The following is a 17077-nucleotide window of genomic DNA, read 5'->3' as shown; positions in this document are numbered from 1 at the left end:
CAATGAGCGCAAGGCCGATATTTTTGCATTTGTTAGGGCGACCACTCAATGTGTCGATATCTCAGTCTGAAAACTTCAAAAATCGACTGGCCGCATTAGAAGCCCAAATAGTGAGCGAAGGTATCATCCTGCCTACTCTGGCTCTCAAAATACCTTCAACGTTGTTTACATGAAAGGTACAGAACACAATATTAGCCGGACTCCGCTAAAACCTACAGAAAGTCGCCTTTGTCAACTTCTACTTCACCAATCGACTATTACCTCATTAGATACAATGACATACAGAGACCGTGAGTATTCGGCAAGGTGGAATTAAACAGGTTCTTTCAAAAAATGCTTTACTGCTCATTGTAAGAAAGTTCTTGATGACCGGCTTGATTATTACTACGAAGAAGGAAGCCATCAGAAAAAAGCCCTCTATAATTAAGAGGGCTTTTAATTCTCAACTTTTCCCTACTGGAGCCAAGTACTCTACGAGTACCCGACATTTTAAAAGAAAAACTTGAGCTTGGGTCATCACCGATAAGTATCAGTAGCAGGGCAAGAACACACCAGATTACGGTCACCGAATACGTCGTCGATACGGTTTACGCTTGGCCAGAACTTGTTACGGCGCACGGCGTCTACCGGGTAGGCCGCTTCGGTGCGGCTGTATGCACGGTTCCACTCGTCGTCACAAATATCCGCCAGGGTGTGCGGGGCATTGTGCAGCGGGTTGTCGGTGTCGTTCCACTCGCCGCTTTCTACCTTGGCTATTTCTTCACGGATGCTGATCATGGCATCACAGAAGCGATCCAGCTCGGCCTTGGCTTCGGATTCGGTGGGCTCGATCATCAGTGTACCGGCTACCGGGAAGCTCATGGTCGGGGCGTGGAAACCATAGTCGTTCAAACGCTTGGCGACGTCCATTTCGGTAACGCCTGAGGCTTCTTTCAGCGGGCGCATATCGATAATACATTCGTGCGCCACACGGTCGTTACGGCCTTTGTACAGCACCGGATAATGGCCAGACAAACGCTTGGCTACGTAGTTAGCATTCAGAATTGCCATAGCCGTGGCTTTCGCCAGCCCTTCGCCGCCCATCAGCTTAATATACATATAGCTGATTGGCAGGATAGAAGCGCTGCCCCAAGGCGCGGCAGATACAGCACCATTAGTGGGCTGCGTACCGCTGATTTCCATTACCGGGTGGCTAGGCAGGAAAGGCGCCAGGTGCGATTTCACACCGATTGGGCCCATACCGGGGCCGCCGCCGCCGTGTGGAATACAGAAGGTTTTGTGCAGGTTCAGGTGCGATACGTCAGAACCAATAAAGCCGGGGCTGGTCAGGCCAACCTGGGCGTTCATATTGGCACCGTCCAGGTATACCTGACCACCGTGCTGGTGCACGATATCGCAAATCTCGCGAATGGTTTCTTCGTATACACCGTGGGTAGAAGGGTACGTCACCATGATACAAGCCAGGTTGTCGGCCGTTTCAGCGGCTTTGGCTTTCAGGTCGGCCAGGTCAACGTTACCATTCTTGTCACAGTCAACCACCACCACCTTGTAACCAATCATCTGTGCAGACGCCGGGTTAGTACCGTGGGCAGAGCTTGGAATTAAACAGATATTGCGGTGACCTTCGTTACGGCTTTCGTGGTAACGACGAATGGCGATAAGGCCAGCATATTCACCCTGCGCACCTGAGTTAGGCTGCATGGAGATATTGTCGTAACCGGTAATTTCCACCAGCGCATCACCCAGCTCGTTGATCATTTGCTGGTAACCCTGGGCCTGATCCAGTGGTGCGAAGGGGTGCAGTTTACCAAACTCAGGCCAGGTGACCGGGATCATCTCGGCGGTGGCGTTCAGCTTCATGGTGCAGCTGCCCAGTGAAATCATTGAGTGGTTCAGGGCCAGATCTTTGTCTTCCAGCGACTTGATGTAACGCAGCATTTCGGTTTCGCTGTGATACTTGTTGAACACTTCGTGGGTCAAAATCTCGCTGGTACGCAGCAGGTTGGCCGGAATAGAAGCCGAGCCGCTGGCGGTGATTTGTGCATCCAGTACGTCGATATCCAAGCCGTGGCCGGTACCTAAGAAGGCGTCGAACAGGCTGGTGATATCGTCACGGGTGGTGGTTTCATCCAGGCTTACACCCAGCGCGCCATCTAAGTCTGTACGCAGGTTGCGCTCGGAGGCGATAGCACGGGCAACAATCTCGTCTTTATTGCTGACCTTAACCGTGATGGTGTCGAACCAGGTGTCGTTGACCAGTTCCAGGCCTTTGGCCTGCAAACCGGCGGCCAGTATATCAGCGAAACGGTGAATACGGCTGGCGATGGTTTTCAGGCCTTTTGGACCGTGATACACAGCGTAGAAAGAGGCCATATTGGCCAGCAGCACCTGCGCAGTACAGATGTTGGAGTTGGCTTTTTCACGGCGGATATGCTGTTCACGGGTTTGCAGCGCCATACGCAGAGCAGGTTTGCCACGGGTATCCTGCGACACACCGATAATACGGCCAGGCAGCGAACGCTTATGCTCGTCGCGCGTGGCGAAGAAGGCCGCGTGCGGGCCGCCATAGCCCATAGGTACACCAAAACGCTGGGCACTGCCCAATACGGCGTCGGCACCCATTTCGCCAGGGGATTTCAGCAGCACCAGGCTCATGATATCGGCCGCTACAGACACTATGGCCTTGTTGCCTTGCAAAGTGGCAATCAGAGCTTCCAGATCGCTGATGGCACCCGTGGTACCTGGGTATTGCAGCAGCGCACCAAATACATCGTGGTTAGGGGCGTCTGCCGCCGGGGCGACGATAATGTCAAAACCAAACATCTCGGCGCGGGTTTTTACTACGTCGATGGTTTGCGGATGCACGTCGTCGGCAATAAAGAACAGGTTGGCTTTTTTGTTCTTGGACACACGCTTAGCCAGGGCCATGGCTTCGGCGGCGGCAGTGCCTTCATCTAATAGTGAGGCAGAAGCCAGTTGCAAACCGGTCAGATCCAGGGTCATTTGCTGGAAGTTCAGCAGCGCCTGCAGGCGGCCTTGGGCAATCTCTGGCTGATAAGGGGTATACGCCGTGTACCAACCGGGGTTTTCCATCACGTTACGCAAAATCACATTGGGGGTCAGGGTGTCGTGATAGCCCATACCAATGTGGCTGCGGAAAATCTTGTTTTTACTTGCCACGGCTTTCAGTGCGGCCAGGGCTTCGGTTTCTGTCTGACTCTCACCCAGGTTCAATGGCTTAGGTAAGCGAATGGCCGCAGGTACCGTTTGCTCAATCAGGTCATCCAGACTGGTAGCGCCTACCACGTCCAGCATGGCAGCGGTTTCTGCCTGGCCTGGGCCGATATGGCGACGGACAAAATCCTGCTTCTGTTCAAGTTGCGACAGGGAGAGGTTGGTGTCAGACATAATGCTTGATATCTCGGTTAGGGAAAGTGCAAAAGCAAACCCTGGGAAAACCCAGGGTGCTTAACGAAAAAGGGCCGGCACCTGAAAGGCGCGGCCCCCTTAAAAATCTTACTCTTCGTCGATGCTGTTTTCGTAGCCTTCGGCGTCCAGCAGCTCAGCCAGTTCGCTCTCGTCGTCGGCTTTGATGCGGAACATCCAGCCGTCACCGTAGGGGTCAGAGTTAACCAGCTCAGGAGAGTCTTCCAGCTCTTCGTTTACTGCCAGGATCTCACCGCTGATTGGCGCATATACGTCAGAGGCGGCTTTTACCGACTCGGCCACGGCCACGTCGTCACCGGCGCTGACATTGCTGCCTACTTCAGGCAGTTCAACAAACACCATATCACCCAACAGTTCCTGGGCGTGTTCGCTAATACCTACGGTGTAAACACCGTCACCTTCGGGGCGCACCCACTCATGAGAAGCGGCATAACGCAGTTCGGCAGGGATGTTGCTCATTGTATTTCCTCTAATACTTTTGACGTTTTTAGTGTTCGACTTTTTTGCCGTTACGGACAAAGCTGGGTTTAACCACTCTTACTGTAACCCACTTTTTGCGCATTTCCACTTCGGCTGTATCCCTTACGGTAGAAGGCACGCGAGCCATGGCGATGCTGTAACCCAGAGTTGGCGAGAAGGTGCCGGAGGTAATCACCCCTTCTCCGCCTTCTACCTTAACAGTCAGACCGGCACGCAGTACGCCTTTCTCTTCCATCACCAGGCCAACCAGCTTGTCTTTACCGCTGCGGTTGTATTCTTCCAGTGCCTTACGGCCCATAAAATCGCGCTCTTCAGGCAACCAGCTGATGGTCCAGCCCATATTGGCCGCAAGTGGGGAAATGGTTTCGTCCATATCCTGGCCATACAAGTTCATGCCTGCTTCCAAACGCAAGGTGTCGCGCGCGCCCAAACCACAAGGCTGAATGCCCAGGTCCAGCAGTTTTTGCCAGAAATCACAGGCCTGCTCAGCCGGTACCATCACTTCGTAACCGGCTTCACCGGTATAGCCAGTGGTGGCAATAAACAGCTCACCGCTTTGCACGCCAAAGAATGGCTTCATACCTTCAACGGCGGCTTTTTGCTCGTCGCTGAACAGCTCGGCGGTTTTTGCTTTGGCATTGGGGCCTTGGATGGCGATCATCGCCAGACAGGGCTGCTCGATGATCTGGATGTCAAAGCCTTCGGCAACCTTGTTCAACCAGTTAATGTCTTTCTCACGGGTGGCCGAGTTCACTACCAGGCGGTAATCGTCGTCAGCAAAGAAGTACACGATCAGGTCGTCTACCACGCCGCCCGCTTCATTCAGCATGCCGCTGTACAGTGCTTTGCCTTTGTCTTTGAGCTTGTCTACATCGTTAGCCAGCAGGTAACGCAGGTAAGCTTTGGCCTGAGCGCCTTTGATATCAACAATGGTCATGTGCGATACGTCAAACATACCCGCATCGTTACGCACAGCATGGTGCTCTTCAATCTGCGAGCCGTAGTTGATGGGCATTTCCCAGCCGTGGAAATCCACCATTTTGGCACCGGCTTCAAGATGTTTGGGGTGCAGCACAGTCTTGTTGGTCATGGCTTTGGCACTCTTGTCAGGTTCAAAAAATGTGGCCTGATTATAGGAGCTTCGCCATAGGGCAACAAATTGGAAATCTAAATGGAATGATTAACTTTTGTTATGTATTATCCGCACATCATTAAGGATACTGATGCCAACGGAGTGAGGAGTGAGGAGTGAGGAGTGAGGAGTGAGGAGTGAGGAGTGAGGAGTGAGGAGTGAGGAAACCATAAGGGTCAATAATCAAAAGGCAACCCAAATACGCCTTTTACCTCATTTATCGCCGCCATCTCCGATTCACCCGCACTGGTGCAAGGCACTTTACACCTCTCGCCTGGCACCTAACACCTAACGCGACGACCATGAAACAACTGTCTCTGGATAATTTACGTGCTTTTGTCACTGTGGTGGAAATGGGCGGTTATGCCAAGGCCGGGGATTTTCTTGGCCGCTCGCAACCGGCCATCAGCCTGCAGATCAAACGCCTGGAAGAACAGCTCGGACGTAAACTGTTCAGCCGCCAGGGTCAGCGCCAGCAGGTCAATAGCGAAGGTATGCAGCTCTACCAGCAAGCGTTACAGATGCTGGCCATTAACGATGATATTTTCCGCCAGTTTGAACAAACCCAGTTAAGTGGTCAGTTACGCCTTGGCCTGCCCAGCGAATTTGCCACCAGCCTGTTGCCGAGCATTATCGGTGACTTTAATAAGGCTTATCCGGATGTGACATTAGAAGTCACCTGCGATTTGAGTAAGTCTTTGCTGGATAAAGAGCGCCGCCGCCAGTTTGATTTGATTCTGGCGCTGGATGATATGCCCCACCCTAACCAGCCGGAAACCGTTTTACAGGATGAGTTGGTATGGGTTGCCAACCCGCAATACCGCCCCAACGACGATAAGGTTGCCCTGGTAGTAGCCCCAAACGGTTGTATTTATCGGCGCCGTGCCCTGGAGCGATTACAAGCAGCTAACCAGCCCTGGCGCATCAGTTACACCAACGCCGATATCGGCGGCATTACCGCTGCCCTAAAAGAGGGCTTGGGGGTGACGGTGCTGGCCAAAAGTACCCTACCCGCCGACTTGACCCTAATCCGCCATCGCAGCCTACCGCCCCTTGGCAAAGTAGGTATTAGTCTGTTTATTCAGTCTAACAAACACCCACAGGCCAGCCTTAAACTGGCGGAGTTTATCCGCTCGCGCTTAAGTTACCTAGCTGCCTGATAAAACCCTTTGAGATTTTTTTATTGCCAAAATAGTACAGTTGAACTATTTTAAAAGTACAACTGTACTATTCAATCAAAACGCTCATGGCACTGAACTACTTTTCCGACAGAGCAAAGCATAACTTTGCGCAAGCTTTGCTCTACAAGACCACAGGTTTTCTAAGCGATAAAATGCCGGGGCTGGCACTGTGGCTGGGCAGGCAGATGCTGCTTAGGCCTTTTGGCAAAAGGGTCAGGCATTTTGAGCAGGTAACCCCACACAGCCATTGGTCATTCAACACCCGTCAGGGCCAGGTTAAGGTGCATCTGTTTGGCGAGAGCGGCCCCTGGGTAGTAACCAGCCATGGCTGGGCCGATAACAGCCGCTGCTTTGAAACTATGATCCCGTCTTTACTAGCGCAAGGCTTCCGGGTGGCCGCCATAGACCATGTGGCCCATGGCCAGTCAGAGGGCAAACACGCCCACTTGCTGGCATTTATTGAAGCGAAAGAAGCTTTACTGGCGCATTTTAAGCAGCAGGGTGAACAGGTGGCGGCCATTATCGGCCATTCCATGGGCGGGCTTGCCGCGCTAAACCTTAAAGCGGAATATCTGGATGGCCTCAAGGTCATTCTCATTGCCATGCCCATACGTTTGTTTGACCTGATGTTTGTGCAGGTTGAGCGCATGGGGATCTCGCACAAAATGCTGGCCTTGGTACTGGAACGGATTTCGGCCCAGTACCAGACCAAATGGCAGCAACTGCAATATCAGCATCATTTGCATAAGTGTGCCGACCGCTTGTACCTGATCCACGATACCGACGATAAATTTGCCCCTATTGAGCATATTCGCCATGTTAGTGAGCAACAGGGTACGCCCCTTTATCTGACACAAAACCTTGGTCATAACAAACTGTTGAGGGATACTGGGGTTATCAAGCAAATCTCGTCCATTCTGGTCGGTACATGAATAAAGGCGAACGCACCCGGCAGCACATTCTGGATGCCGGTTTTAAACACAGCAGCAAATACGGGCTGGCCGATATCACCATCGGCACCTTGTCCAAGTTATGCAACTTGTCGCGCACGGGGGTGATTTCGCACTTCCAGGACAAGGAAAGCATGCAGATGGCGATCCTGGAATATATTGAACAGCAGTTTATGCAACAGGTGCTGATCCCGACCCGCCAGGATAACCCCGTAGTCAGAATTGAAGCCCTGATGCTGGCCTGGACCGACTGGGCCGGACGGGTGATGGGCGAGAGCGGTATGGGATGCCCGCTGATTAAAGCGGCGGTGGAATACCAAAACCGCCCGGACAGCCCGGTGCGTCAGTTTGCCCTTGAGCAACAAGGCCGATTGCTCGGCTATCTGCAGCGCCAGGTGGCCAAAGCCGTTGAGCAACAAAAGCTGCCCACGGATATCAATCAGGTGGGTCTTGCCTACGAACTCTACAGTTTATATTTGGGGCATTTGTTGCTGCGCGACAGCTTAGGCAAGGAGCAAGCGGCTCTGCTTTACCGGCAGAGCCTTAAAAAGCTATTACGAATTTAGCGCTTGGCCGCCAGGTTCCAGACAATATAGCCGCAGGCCACAATAGCGAGCAGATAGCAGTAGAACACATAAGGAATAATTTCTACCGGCGAAATGGCAAAGCTGGCGCCCAATAACAGCGCCTGCGCACCGTATGGGATTAACCCCTGTACAATACAGGCAAAGATATCCAACAAACTGGCACTGCGCCTGGGGGCAATTTCGCCGTGCTCGGCCAGTTTTCGCGCCGCCTCACCTACCACAATAATAGACACCGAGTTATTAGCGATACACAGGTTGCTGATGGCAATAAGGGCAGCAATGGCAAAGCTATGACTGGCATGGGCATGACGGGAAAGTTTTTGTGATAAGGCATGCAGTTTAGCCACCAGGTAATCCAGCCCGCCCTGGGAGCGCATTAAACCTGACAGACCACCAATCAGAATGCTGAGCATAAAGATTTCCTGCATGGAGGTGAAACCCGCGTAGATATCTTTACCCAGTTGATTTAATGCGTAATCTGCCTGCCATACGCCCATCAGTGTGCTACAGATAATCCCCAGCACCAGCACAACAAAGACGTTCACACCGGATACCGCCAACACCAAAATCAGCAAGTACGGGATAGCCAGCCAGGGATTTCCATCATCCACTGTAACAGGCTCTGGCTGAGGGCTTACCCAGGCAAATAGGATCAGCGTCACCAGTGCCGCCGGAAGCGCCATCTTGAGGTTTTCGACAAACTTGTCACGCATCTGACAGCCTTGCGTACGGGTGGCCGCAATGGTGGTGTCGGAGATAATCGACAGGTTGTCGCCAAAAATCGCACCGCTCATCAGCACCCCGGCCATCAGTGCCGGATCTATACCTGTCACCTGCGACATGCCCATACCTATTGGCGCCATGGCCGCTAAGGTGCCCATAGACGTACCCATGGCGGTAGAAACAAAAGCCCCCAACAGGAACAGGCCCGGCAGCAGGAATTTGGCCGGGATTAAATTTACGCCCAGCGCGACAGTGGCATCTACGCCCCCTGTGGCTTTGGCCACCGCCGAAAAGCCGCCGGCCAGCAGGAAAATCATACACATGGTCATGATATCCTGATGCCCTGCTCCTTCAGTAAACTGGGCGATAGTGCGGTTTAAGGAGTCTTTGGATAGCCACACCGCCAGCAGTACCGCGGGTAAAATCGCCACAGGTGCAGGCAATTGATAAAAAGCAAATTCCACACCTTGCGCCTGGTAGTAAAAACCAGCGCCGAGGAATAGCAAAAGAAACAGGCCGAGGGGTAACAGCGCATATTTACCACGAGCCGAGTGTGCATGAAGGTCGGTCAAAAGTGATTACCATAAAGACGTTTAGACGTCTAAAAGTGTAAATAGTCACCATCGGTGAAACAAGCTTTATTTTCTGCCGCGGCTTTCTGCTAACCTTGCGTCTCCCGTTTTAGTGAGATCACCATGCAAAGTCTGTACACCGAAAGATTACTGCTGCGCCCGTTAACCCTGGAGGATGCCGCAGCACTGCACCGCCTAAACAGTGATGAGCGGGTGATGCGTTATATCGGCCCACTTCAACACAGCGTGGAAGATACCGCTTATTATCTGCAAACCAGTCCGCTGCGTGACTATCAGCGCTGCGGCTATGGTCGCCATGCCGTGATCCATAAAGGCAGCGGCGAGTTTATCGGTTTTTGCGGTTTGAAGTACCTAACAGATATGCAGGAAACAGATATAGGTTATCGCCTGCATCCCGACTATTGGGGGCAAGGCTTAGCATTGGAAGCCGCGCAGGCGGCTATGCAATTTGGTCAGCATCAGCTCGGATTGAAGCGGATTATTGGCTTGGCCATGCCGGATAACCAGTCGTCCATCCGCTTACTGCAAAAACTCGGCATGCGCTACGAAAAACAGGTTGCCCATTTGGGTACCGAGTGCGTCTGTTATAGCGTCCAGTATTAACCCGTAAGGGCCTCTCGCCTGGCAAGGGCTCTGGGACTGACTCGCACCCAGTAAAACAGATACATAATGATCAGCTTGGTTATGCCGCTGACACAAGCCAGTAACGAAAGTGGCCAACCATCCGCGACTCCCATGCTGCAAGCAAAAGTAATGGTGGAGATATCCATCATTAGGATGAACTGGCTCATACGAATATCCACAGCGCCGGTACTACCGCTTCGTATTATCAGCAGAATTTGATGAGCATATCCCTGCGCAAGTAACAAGGTAATGGCCACAATCAATATTGTCGACACCAACTTAGTGCGCGGCCCAATACTGTCCAGACCGATAAACCCGGCAATGCCCAGCACGAGGCTTATCATTGCCATGCCAAAGCAAAAACGCGCCAGTCGGCTTCTCCTATCGCGGAATATTTCATACAAAATCACGACCACTAATACCGCAGCAGCAAGACGCGGCCACAGTAGGTAGTGATTCACTGGTGTCAGACTGTATCCGTATACAAAGAAGGAAAAATACGCCAGAAAACTGATGGCGAATTGATTCAGCGACAATATTGCAGTGGCATCTCCTGCTTTCAGAGTGCGCTTACGGCCCCAAATCTTACGCAACTGGGAATACACCCCCAGCACACTAATAAAAATAAACAGGCTGTTAATCGCCCCTAGCAGATTATATGCCGACATAGGTAATCCCAAACAAACATTGTCGACAATAATAAGTGAAAAACGCATATAAACAAGACTTCATTAATTACAAAAGCCACAATTGTCGACAATTAATTTCTGAATGGACATAGACACCCATTTCCCGCCCTCTGTTGCGTTGCTTATCAGATTAATAAAAGAGAATTTTCTTTCTTGAAAAACATGCAGAGCTTTCTGGGCGATAGCGGTGAACGTTTATGAAATGAGCATTATTTTGAAAAATGATTATATGTTTTTATAAATTAATATTATGTAGTTATAAGAGGCTCTGCCAAAATGAAGGCTATATCCACTTTATGAATATGTCAGATGCAGTACTTCCCGCTCTTTGTCGATACCAATACACTCCAGGTTCTGGTGGTGGGCGCTGGCGAGGTCGCGGCCCGAAAAGTGGAATTGCTGATGCGTACTCATGCCCAGGTGGAAGTTGTGGCCCCTGAGGCATGCCAAGCTATCCAGGCATTGGCAGCACGTGGCAAGCTCAGCTTGCAACAACGTCCTTATCTGGAATCGGATTTGGATAAGGCACAACTGGTATTTGTTGCCACCAATGACACAGAGCTAAATGCGCAAATCAGCCATCAGGCCAAAGCGCGCAAACTGCTGGTGAATGTGGTGGATGCCCCCAAGCTCTGCGGCTTTATTACCCCCTCTATTATTGACCGTTCCCCGCTTTTGATTGCCATGAGCAGCGGTGGCAGTGCACCAGTTCTGCTGCGCTATTTGCGCCAGAAGCTGGAAGCTTTTTTGCCCAGACGAATCAGCAGCCTGGCCGAATTCGCCGATAGTTTCAGAGAGCAGGTCAAGCAACGCTTTGCCAATGTCACCCAGCGTCGTTATTTTTGGGAAGAAGTATTTGACGGTGAAGTAGCCGAGCAGGTTCTCAAAGGCAATAGCCCGCTAGCCAGGGAAATGATGGTAGCCAAGTTGCAGCAGGACGCCCCAAAAACTGAAGGTGAAGTGTATCTGGTAGGCGCTGGCCCCGGCGATCCTGAGCTGTTAACCTTCCGGGCCCTGCGCTTAATGCAAAAAGCCGATGTGGTGGTATATGACCGCCTGGTATCACAGGATATTCTGGATATGGTGCGTCGTGATGCCGAGAAGATCTATGTAGGCAAAGCGGCCAGTAACCATACCCTGCCGCAGGAAGATATCAATCAGTTGCTGGTACGAGAAGCCAAAGCTGGTAAGCGCGTGGTACGCCTGAAAGGCGGCGATCCTTTTATATTTGGTCGCGGCGGTGAAGAAATTGAAGAGCTGATTGCCCATGATATAGGTTTTGAAGTGGTACCAGGTATCACTGCAGCCAGCGGCGCGTCCAGCTATGCCGGTATTCCCTTAACCCATCGAGATCATGCCCAGTCAGTGGTCTTCGCCACCGGCCATTTGAAAGATGACAGTATTAACCTGGATTGGCCCGCCTTGGTGCAAAAGCGCCAGACGCTAGTGTTTTATATGGGGCTGACCGGCTTGCCTGTGATTTGCCGTGAACTGATTGCGCACGGTATGCCAAGCGATATGCCTATTGCTTTGGTAGAACAGGCCACCACGGATCAGCAGCAAGTGGTTGCCGGCACCCTGGCTGACATTGAGCACAAGGCCGCCCACATCAAACCACCCGCTTTAATCATTGTTGGCACTGTGGTGACATTAAGGGATAAACTCAACTGGTTTAATCCATAAGGTAAAAGAATGCAGACAAGGAACACGCTGGCCCTTGACCAGTTAAACCTGCAGTACACAGGGCGTCCCACCAAGCGCAAGGACAGCAAGGAAAGACGCGACAGCATTTTAAGTGCGGCATTGACCATCATGGTCAGAGACGGTATCCGTGAGGTAAGGCACAGGTCCGTCGCCAAAGAAGCACAGGTGCCGCTGTCGGCTACGACTTATTACTTCGACACCATAGAGTGTTTGATCCACGACGCGTTTGTGTACTTTACCGAACAAAATGCCAGCCACGTGCAGCTACTGGAACGCAGCGCCTGGATAGCCCTGGAAGAGTTCGAGAGACACGCAGATAAAAAACGCCTAAAAGAAGATCTACTGCGCTTTTTGGTCTCACATATCGAAAATCAGGTTCAGGATAAAGATGCCCGTATAGTGGAGTGGTCTTTTCGTCAGGAAGCCTTACGCAACGAAAAACTGGCTGAGCTCTATCAATATCCACAGTTGTTGATGACTCGGGCTATTGAAAGCTTTTTTACCGGCTTAGGCCAGGACAAGGCACAAGAGCGCGCACAAATTTTATTGGGTACCCTGTATCATCTTGAATATCAGTTACTGACCAATCCCTGGTCAGGTACCGATATGCAGTTAGTTGAATCGGTACTCAGCGCCTTATTAGCCGGGCCGCTGTTCGAATTGGGTTAAGAAATTCCAACCAACAATTCTGGCCCTGATTAAATCACGTTGGCGAGGGCTAATTACCCAACCGGCTCAGCGAGGGTTGCTCGCAGTCCATCCCTAAAGATTAAAGCATAATTATTCTTGAAAATTTTACATTCAAAATATTAAGCCGCTGCGGTCTGGCGCATTCACCATCGACTCTCTCAGACTGAAGGCCATGATCGGCCCAAAAACCCTGTTGGTGATGGGATACGCAGAACATTTGCATTAAAAGACTAAAAATTCTTAACAATTCCAGCAAGGTTTTGTGCCTAGTCTATGGCACTATAACCTCACGATTGGCCACTTGGATAACCCCCATGCGCAGCCCTTTATTACTGCTCACCGCATTGACCTGTTTGTCAGCATGCAGCCCCAACGAAGTGGGTGATGTATCGCTGGGATTATTTACCACTAAAGATATCAAGCTGGATGCGTTTACTGATCCGGTGGTAACCGGAGTGACCTGCCACGTTTCCAGCATTGAGGCCAATCTGGATTTGGCCGACCCGTCAGATAGTGCTATAGCGTGCCGTCAGACTGGACCCATTACGGCAGCCATGATTGCCCAGATTGATAAAAGTAAGTCCGGCGAGGTGCTGTTCAGCAAATCCAAAAGCATTTTCTTTAAGTCCATGAAAATCAGGCGTATTTTTGATGCTGAACATCAGACACTGATGTATGTCTCCTACTCCACCAAAGAAACCTCGGGGAGTTTTAAACACAGTTTGTCGACAGTACCGCTGTGGGGAACAGAAGCTTATCTAAACATTGTCAAAATTGACTAAAGCCTGCAAGACAATGATTTGCTTAAGGTCTAACTGACACGCGTTGGGCACTAGCCCAACACCTTAACTTACTGATAGCCTGGGATAACAAAAGCTTCCCTGAACGGCCAACAAACAGCATGCAGTCGGCAGAAGCTACATCCCTGCCAACTGCAAGCTGATATCCGCGAGTCTATTTACTCACCGTCAGCATATACTCTGCTACCGCCATACGTGTCGCTGGATCAAGATAATCCTGAGGCGGCATTTCCGGATAGTCATCACGCTTTTTCACCGGATTGGCAATATAGTCGGCAATACCCTGAGGGTTTTCCATATACAGCGCCTGGATCACTTGTACTGGTGGGCCAATCATGCGGCCCGTGTAGGTATGACACCCGGCACAGATCCCCAGGTAAGCCACCTTACCCGCTTCAGAAGGGTCAATCTCACGGGGCTCTACCGGCTTGTCCAGCAAGTACGTCATAATATCGCCGGTATGGGTAAAACCACATTCGGCCCAGTTATCCACGCCCACAGTCACATACTGATGGCGGTTGATAATACAGCTGTCGCGGCTGACACCCACTCTGACAATGTCTGGGTTACCGGTTTTAAATTCAGTCAGCATCAATGCTTTGGCTTCATCAATAGTGTCGTAGCCGTTGTTGTGCATCAGGTTATCCAGAATCGCCACTTTATCCGGCGCAGGATCCGACTCGGGATCTATAGTGGTATTCGGGGCATTGTTGTGGTCGGTGATAATTATCCCGGCGGTTTTGTTGTCGCTGATAATATTGCCTTCTACCACCACCTCATCAGCGGCCATAATCAGAATTCCTGTGCCAGGGGGAATGCCCGCCACCGTGCTGCCCGGCGCACCAAAGTTCTTATGGTTGTTACCTACAATAAAGTTGTTGCGGATAATCACATCATAAGTGGTTTTCACCGGTAATCCTGGGGTAATAAAGGCCAGAATTCCGCCGGTATTATTAGTTACATAGTTGTTCTCGACTATGGCATGGCGGCTGTTTTCAATCTCAATACCGGCCACACTGTCAAATACCTGGTTATGCGCCACATGAATGTTGTCACTCATGCCCACATAAATAGCCGCATCTTCAATACCTGAGATCACGTTATGGGTGACAATGCCGTTCTTACCCAACTGCGGGAATATGCCGTAAACGCCGGTATCAACAATGATGTTATTGCGGATCTCAAAGTTATTACCGGCCTGCCCCATAATGGCATTGCCCTTGTACTTAGTGATCAGCAGGTTTTCCACCACAATATCATTGCCAGAATACAGCACCGCATCATTCAGATGGCCCTTGCCGTCAAGCACTGCGCGCTTGCCCTCTTCAATGACCCCTGACAGACGGATGTTGTCTTTGTCGATATACACTGTCTCGGAATAGTTTCCGGGGTAGACCAAAATGGTATCGCCCGGCTCGGCGATCTTGACCTTATCCATGATCAACTGCCCTTCCCGGACCTCGTGTACCGTGCCGGTGCGTGGCGCGGTATGGATAGCCCGCACCAAGCCGCTTCGTGTGCTGCCTGTCGATTCTGTTCCGCCGCTGTAACCGGCACCGCTTCGACTGTCTGTCATCAAGGTCGGCGTATCGGCAAACCAGTGCCGACCGACAAAAAATGCCGCTACGATTAACACCACGGCAAAAATGTTGCCCTTACTCATCGGTATGCTCCGCTTGTGGTTGGTTGAGTGTTGGTTGAAACCCCGTCAGTGGTGATAGGCCAGACGGCACCTTATCCGGCGTTTCCGGCATCAGGCTTTCATCGGTTAATGCGCCCAGGAAGGTGACAATATCGTCAATCTCCTGATCGGTGAGTTTTGGCTCCCATATATGCCAATGAATCTGCATTTCTACGCCGGCAGGCACTGCATGGCCGCGACCTTTGGTGTAAAACTCCACCGCATCACGCAGTGAATCAAAGCGGCCAGAGTGCATATAAGGGGCGGTTTTAACTATGTTGCGCAAGGTCGGCACTTTGAAGCCGCCTTTAAGTTTTGCTGCATGAAAAGTCGCTTCCGCGCCAATATCCAGCGGCACGCCCTCGGGCTCAGGTGTACCAATCACCGCTATTTGCTGATTGGTAAAAAGCGGTGGCGTGTGACATTCAGAGCAGCGCGCAACAAAAGACCGATACACATTCATACCGGCGATTTCCTCATCGCTCAGGGCGGCATGATGGCCCAACGCATAGCGGTCATAAGGACTATTAAGAGATACCAGTGAGGTTTGAAAGGCCGCCAGGGCATGCAAAACATTCTCAAGGCTCAGCGGTGTTGCCTGCCCAGGATATGCCTGTTTGAAAAGCTCGGGATACAGCGGATTGGCAACTAGATCAGCCATCAACTTCTGCGGTGTATTGGCCATTTCATCCGCAGCGAACAAGGGGCCGACCGCCTGTTCTTCAAGAGTGCTGGCCCTGGCATCCCAGAAGAGTTTTTTTAAAAACCCGACATTCCATAAACTGGGGGCAGCGCGCTTTACCACCTGCCCGTCCATGCCAATGCTGCGCGGCCGACCGTCGGCAAAACCAAGCTCAGGCTGATGACAACTGGCACAGGATAATGAGCCATCTTTTGATAGCAGAGGATCAAAAAACAAATAGCGGCCAAGATCGATCTGTTGTGGCGAGAAGCCGTCACGAAATTCCGGCAATCCGGTTTGTGTCCCACCTACCCCACGATTTTGCAGTGAATCGTAAAATTGATAACGATTGACCAAAAAGCACTGACCGTCACGCAGCTCAAAACTGGGCGGACAGCTCTCCTTCAGTACCCACTTCTCGCTGGCCTGTATGGCCACGCTACTGGTTAAAAGTAATAAGAATAGGTATTTCATAATGAGCTGATAAAGGCCATTACGTCGTCAATTTTATCCTCTGGCAAGGTATTGGCCATCATGGCCATTTGGCGGCCAGGCTTATCCTCTTTCGCCGCACCCCTTATGCCCTGTTTAAAATGCATAAACTGACGTCGCACATAAGTTATGTCCTGCCCGGCCAAACGGGGAGCCTTAAAAGCCGGGTTTCCTTGCCCCTGTCCACCATGGCATGCCCCGCAGTTATTCTGGTAATACGCATTTCCGGTTTTAAGGTCACCAGACAGTCTGATGGTTTGTTCTGGTATTGGCATAGCTTCAATGTAAGCACTAAGTGCAGGAATATCCGTCCCCTCGGGAAGCAGTGTTTTGGCCATCATCGCCATTTGCTGTCCCGCTTTATCATCTGGATGCTGACCTCGCAAGCCTTGCCCAAAGGCGTGCATTTGCCTGGTTAGATAGTCGGCTGACAAACCAGCTAATACCGGCCCCTGCAGTTGTGGATTCCCCTGTCCTTTATCCCCATGACAGGCACCACAAGTCGCATATAACTTCGCCGGCTCGGCCAAAGCAGGCAAACTCAGCAACAGCAAACAAGACAACATAAAGCGCATGGTATTTGTGTTCATGGCAGGTTCTCATCATTTATTTGTACCATGCA

At 51.3% G+C, this 17077-nt stretch carries 15 protein-coding genes; 7 read left to right on the top strand and 8 right to left on the bottom strand.

Features of this window, described 5'->3' with window-relative positions:
* Positions 1–516: 516 nt before the first annotated feature.
* The 3 genes from gcvP to gcvT form a co-directional block, all read right to left on the bottom strand.
* On the bottom strand, positions 517–3408 hold the full coding sequence (gcvP, locus tag KJY73_RS01955; protein ID WP_214339804.1) for an aminomethyl-transferring glycine dehydrogenase: 2892 nt from the start codon (positions 3406–3408) through the stop codon (positions 517–519).
* A 108-nt stretch (positions 3409–3516) separates the two neighbouring features.
* Complete coding sequence (gcvH, locus tag KJY73_RS01950) at positions 3517–3906, bottom strand: glycine cleavage system protein GcvH (RefSeq protein ID WP_214339802.1); 390 nt, start codon at positions 3904–3906, stop codon at positions 3517–3519.
* 28 nt (positions 3907–3934) lie between these two features.
* Complete coding sequence (gene gcvT, locus KJY73_RS01945) at positions 3935–5017, bottom strand: glycine cleavage system aminomethyltransferase GcvT (RefSeq protein WP_214339800.1); 1083 nt, start codon at positions 5015–5017, stop codon at positions 3935–3937.
* A gap of 344 nt (positions 5018–5361) precedes the next feature.
* On the opposite strand from gcvT, the gene KJY73_RS01940 reads away from it, so the two are divergent.
* The 3 genes from KJY73_RS01940 to KJY73_RS01930 all read left to right on the top strand — a co-directional run bounded on the left by KJY73_RS01940 (position 5362) and on the right by KJY73_RS01930 (position 7756).
* Positions 5362–6219: a LysR family transcriptional regulator gene (locus KJY73_RS01940; protein ID WP_206592300.1), complete on the top strand. Its 858-nt coding sequence runs from the start codon at positions 5362–5364 to the stop codon at positions 6217–6219.
* An 86-nt stretch (positions 6220–6305) separates the two neighbouring features.
* Positions 6306–7172, top strand: coding sequence for an alpha/beta hydrolase (locus KJY73_RS01935; protein WP_214339798.1), 867 nt, complete (start codon positions 6306–6308; stop codon positions 7170–7172).
* Positions 7169–7756: a TetR/AcrR family transcriptional regulator gene (locus KJY73_RS01930; protein WP_214339796.1), complete on the top strand. Its 588-nt coding sequence runs from the start codon at positions 7169–7171 to the stop codon at positions 7754–7756. The genes KJY73_RS01935 and KJY73_RS01930 overlap by 4 nt, the downstream gene beginning before the upstream one ends.
* Here the strand turns inward: KJY73_RS01930 and KJY73_RS01925 are convergent.
* Complete coding sequence (locus KJY73_RS01925; protein ID WP_214339794.1) at positions 7753–9072, bottom strand: Na+/H+ antiporter NhaC family protein; 1320 nt, start codon at positions 9070–9072, stop codon at positions 7753–7755. The genes KJY73_RS01930 and KJY73_RS01925 overlap by 4 nt on opposite strands.
* 123 nt (positions 9073–9195) lie before the next feature.
* Here KJY73_RS01925 and KJY73_RS01920 point away from each other — a divergent pair, with 123 nt between their 5' ends.
* The gene (locus tag KJY73_RS01920; RefSeq protein ID WP_214339792.1) at positions 9196–9696 is read left to right on the top strand and encodes a GNAT family N-acetyltransferase; all 501 of its coding nucleotides are present in this window, start codon (positions 9196–9198) and stop codon (positions 9694–9696) included.
* Here the strand turns inward: KJY73_RS01920 and KJY73_RS01915 are convergent.
* Positions 9693–10385, bottom strand: coding sequence for a hypothetical protein (locus KJY73_RS01915; RefSeq protein ID WP_214339790.1), 693 nt, complete (start codon positions 10383–10385; stop codon positions 9693–9695). The two genes, KJY73_RS01920 and KJY73_RS01915, sit on opposite strands and share 4 nt — an antisense overlap.
* A gap of 330 nt (positions 10386–10715) precedes the next feature.
* Between KJY73_RS01915 and cysG the strand changes: the two genes are divergently transcribed.
* The 3 genes from cysG to KJY73_RS01900 all read left to right on the top strand — a co-directional run bounded on the left by cysG (position 10716) and on the right by KJY73_RS01900 (position 13582).
* A complete protein-coding gene (gene cysG / locus KJY73_RS01910) occupies positions 10716–12089 on the top strand; it encodes a siroheme synthase CysG (RefSeq protein ID WP_214339788.1) in 1374 nt (457 codons plus the stop codon).
* A gap of 9 nt (positions 12090–12098) precedes the next feature.
* Positions 12099–12779 carry a TetR/AcrR family transcriptional regulator gene (locus KJY73_RS01905; RefSeq protein ID WP_214339786.1) on the top strand — a complete coding sequence of 227 codons (681 nt, stop codon included), beginning with the start codon at positions 12099–12101 and terminating at the stop codon, positions 12777–12779.
* 335 nt (positions 12780–13114) lie between these two features.
* Positions 13115–13582 carry a CreA family protein gene (locus KJY73_RS01900; RefSeq protein WP_214339783.1) on the top strand — a complete coding sequence of 156 codons (468 nt, stop codon included), beginning with the start codon at positions 13115–13117 and terminating at the stop codon, positions 13580–13582.
* Positions 13583–13754: 172 nt separating this feature from the next.
* On the opposite strand, the gene KJY73_RS01895 is transcribed toward KJY73_RS01900, so the two are convergent.
* From KJY73_RS01895 to KJY73_RS01885, 3 genes are read right to left on the bottom strand one after another with little or no spacing between them, the layout of a single operon-like run.
* Complete coding sequence (locus tag KJY73_RS01895; RefSeq protein WP_232848370.1) at positions 13755–15263, bottom strand: parallel beta-helix domain-containing protein; 1509 nt, start codon at positions 15261–15263, stop codon at positions 13755–13757.
* Positions 15256–16437 (bottom strand): cytochrome-c peroxidase, encoded by a 1182-nt coding sequence (locus tag KJY73_RS01890; RefSeq protein ID WP_214339781.1) that lies wholly within the window; start codon positions 16435–16437, stop codon positions 15256–15258. Before KJY73_RS01890 ends, KJY73_RS01895 begins: the two co-directional genes overlap by 8 nt.
* On the bottom strand, positions 16434–17045 hold the full coding sequence (locus KJY73_RS01885; RefSeq protein WP_214339779.1) for a c-type cytochrome: 612 nt from the start codon (positions 17043–17045) through the stop codon (positions 16434–16436). The genes KJY73_RS01890 and KJY73_RS01885 overlap by 4 nt, the downstream gene beginning before the upstream one ends.
* Positions 17046–17077 lie beyond the last annotated feature (32 nt).

This window comes from Bowmanella yangjiangensis, assembly GCF_018531185.1.
Taxonomy (GTDB): domain Bacteria; phylum Pseudomonadota; class Gammaproteobacteria; order Enterobacterales; family Alteromonadaceae; genus Bowmanella; species Bowmanella yangjiangensis.
This window is presented reverse-complemented; position numbering and strand designations above follow the sequence as displayed.

What these genes read in the sequence shown, in the direction of transcription:
- gcvP (WP_214339804.1), bottom strand. Translation starts at nt 3,408, where the DNA reads ATGTCTGACACCAACCTCTCCCTGTCGCAACTTGAACAGAAGCAGGAT.
- gcvH (WP_214339802.1), bottom strand. Translation starts at nt 3,906, where the DNA reads ATGAGCAACATCCCTGCCGAACTGCGTTATGCCGCTTCTCATGAGTGG.
- gcvT (WP_214339800.1), bottom strand. Translation starts at nt 5,017, where the DNA reads ATGACCAACAAGACTGTGCTGCACCCCAAACATCTTGAAGCCGGTGCC.
- KJY73_RS01940 (WP_206592300.1), top strand. Translation starts at nt 5,362, where the DNA reads ATGAAACAACTGTCTCTGGATAATTTACGTGCTTTTGTCACTGTGGTG.
- KJY73_RS01935 (WP_214339798.1), top strand. Translation starts at nt 6,306, where the DNA reads ATGGCACTGAACTACTTTTCCGACAGAGCAAAGCATAACTTTGCGCAA.
- KJY73_RS01930 (WP_214339796.1), top strand. Translation starts at nt 7,169, where the DNA reads ATGAATAAAGGCGAACGCACCCGGCAGCACATTCTGGATGCCGGTTTT.
- KJY73_RS01920 (WP_214339792.1), top strand. Translation starts at nt 9,196, where the DNA reads ATGCAAAGTCTGTACACCGAAAGATTACTGCTGCGCCCGTTAACCCTG.
- KJY73_RS01915 (WP_214339790.1), bottom strand. Translation starts at nt 10,385, where the DNA reads ATGTCGGCATATAATCTGCTAGGGGCGATTAACAGCCTGTTTATTTTT.
- cysG (WP_214339788.1), top strand. Translation starts at nt 10,716, where the DNA reads ATGCAGTACTTCCCGCTCTTTGTCGATACCAATACACTCCAGGTTCTG.
- KJY73_RS01905 (WP_214339786.1), top strand. Translation starts at nt 12,099, where the DNA reads ATGCAGACAAGGAACACGCTGGCCCTTGACCAGTTAAACCTGCAGTAC.
- KJY73_RS01900 (WP_214339783.1), top strand. Translation starts at nt 13,115, where the DNA reads ATGCGCAGCCCTTTATTACTGCTCACCGCATTGACCTGTTTGTCAGCA.
- KJY73_RS01895 (WP_232848370.1), bottom strand. Translation starts at nt 15,263, where the DNA reads ATGAGTAAGGGCAACATTTTTGCCGTGGTGTTAATCGTAGCGGCATTT.
- KJY73_RS01890 (WP_214339781.1), bottom strand. Translation starts at nt 16,437, where the DNA reads ATGAAATACCTATTCTTATTACTTTTAACCAGTAGCGTGGCCATACAG.
- KJY73_RS01885 (WP_214339779.1), bottom strand. Translation starts at nt 17,045, where the DNA reads ATGAACACAAATACCATGCGCTTTATGTTGTCTTGTTTGCTGTTGCTG.